The sequence below is a fragment of the Sodaliphilus sp. genome (genome assembly GCF_045598405.1).
Taxonomy (GTDB): Bacteria; Bacteroidota; Bacteroidia; order Bacteroidales; family Muribaculaceae; genus Sodaliphilus; species Sodaliphilus limicaballi.
In genome coordinates this window covers 1-1861 of sequence record NZ_JAZLLZ010000159.1, presented here as the reverse complement: position 1 = coordinate 1861, position 1861 = coordinate 1, and the positions used below count along the sequence as shown (strand labels likewise).

Below are 1861 nucleotides of genomic sequence, written 5' to 3'. Positions count from 1 at the left end.
TTGTAATTTCACGACAAAATAATTTTTTGTAATTACCCCCGAATTAGCCCGAGACGGGTCCATCGGGGGTTTCTTTGTAAAGTTACAAAATATTCACGACACTGGCAAACAATTAGTTAACTATTTTCTGAATATCCCTAATTATTTTAATTTCTTTCAGTTATTATTAAATCAGTGTTATCAGTGAGGTCTGGGGTGGGGACTCTGCAAAATTCCATTGCTGAATAGTTACCTACTCAACGTAACTATTCAGCAAAAAACACTATCGGTATTCATCGCTAGTGTTGTTGAGTTACCCAAATAGGTGAGAGAACGCTTCTTCTACTTTGCTCACTTCAATCACTTTGATGCCTGTGGTGGCGTGTACACCTTTGAGGTTGTTGGCAGGAACAATGATGGTGTCAAATCCCAGTTTCTGTGCTTCGCTGATGCGCTGGTCGATGCGTGTGACCTGGCGTATCTCGCCGCTCAGTCCCACTTCGCCTGTGAAGCACACGTTCTTGTTCACAGCCATATCTACGTTTGACGACAGTATGGCGCATATCACAGCTAGGTCAAGGGCTGGATCGTTCACTTTGAGTCCGCCGGCAATGTTGAGGAACACATCTTTCTGCGCGAGTTTAAACCCTACGCGCTTTTCAAGCACAGCCAGCAGCATGTTCATGCGACGCTGGTCGAATCCGGTGACTGAACGTTGTGCAGTACCATAAGCCGCAGTGCTCACGAGCGATTGCACCTCTATGAGGAAAGGCCGTGTGCCGTCGATGGTAACGCCTATTGCGGTGCCGCTGAGCGACTCGTTGTTTTGCGACAGCAGCATTTCGCTGGGGTTTGTCACTTCGCGCAGGCCGTCTTGTTTCATCTCGTAGATGCCTATCTCGCTTGTGTTGCCAAATCGGTTCTTGATAGAACGCAGGATACGGTACATGTAGTGTCGGTCGCCCTCAAACTGCAGCACAGCATCAACGATGTGCTCGAGCACCTTGGGGCCGGCAATGCTGCCTTCCTTGTTGATGTGGCCAATGAGGATTACGGGAGTATTGGTTTCCTTGGCATAACGTTGGAAGGCCGCGGCACACTCGCGCACCTGGCTCACGCTGCCAGCAGCACTCTCCATCTCGTCGCTGGCGATGGTCTGCACCGAGTCCACGATGATAAGATCAGGCTTGTCGGCACGTATGCTGGCAAAGATTGTCTCAAGCGAAGTCTCACACAGCAAGTAACACTCGCAATCAACATCGCCACCTGCAATGCGGTCGGCACGCATGCGCAACTGCTGCGGGCTTTCCTCGCCCGAGATATACAGCACACGACGCGAACGAATGCGCAGCACATTTTGCAGTGTCAGTGTTGACTTGCCTATGCCTGGCTCGCCGCCCACGAGGATTATGCTACCTGGCACAAGACCACCGCCCAGCACGCGGTTGAGCTCACCGCTAGGCAGCTTGATGCGAGGCAATTCCTCGGCCTTGATTTGTGAAATCTTGACGGGGGTGTTGCTGCGTCGTTGCCCGTCGTCGCCTGCACCATACTTGGCTGCATGGCTGCTTTTAGCCACAACAGGTTCTTCGATATAGGTGTTCCATTCGCCGCAGGCAGGACACTTGCCCACCCACTTGGGCGACTCGGCCCCGCAGTTCTTGCAATAGAAAACTGTCTTATTACCTTTTGCCATAATTATATCTCCCACAGAGACACAGAGGTCACAGAGGATTTTTATTTATTTAAGTTTCGGATGTTAAAACCATTTCAGTATCACCATTTTGTTCCGATTAGCGTCCTGCTGGACGCGGTGCTTCTTGCATTTCTTTCCCCCACCGCCACTACGTTCGGCGGTGGGGGTTATTCAGATATTGTCCTT

General features: G+C 50.6%; 1 protein-coding gene. It reads right to left on the bottom strand.

Features of this window, described 5'->3' with window-relative positions; translation table 11 throughout:
* Positions 1–292 precede the first annotated feature (292 nt).
* Positions 293–1675 carry a DNA repair protein RadA gene (gene radA, locus ACKI3C_RS11000; protein ID WP_407404978.1) on the bottom strand — a complete coding sequence of 461 codons (1383 nt, stop codon included), beginning with the start codon at positions 1673–1675 and terminating at the stop codon, positions 293–295.
* Positions 1676–1861: the final 186 nt, after the last annotated feature.

Bases quoted from the DNA above. Each gene is read 5' to 3' on its own strand.
- radA (WP_407404978.1), bottom strand. From the start codon at position 1,675: ATGGCAAAAGGTAATAAGACAGTTTTCTATTGCAAGAACTGCGGGGCC.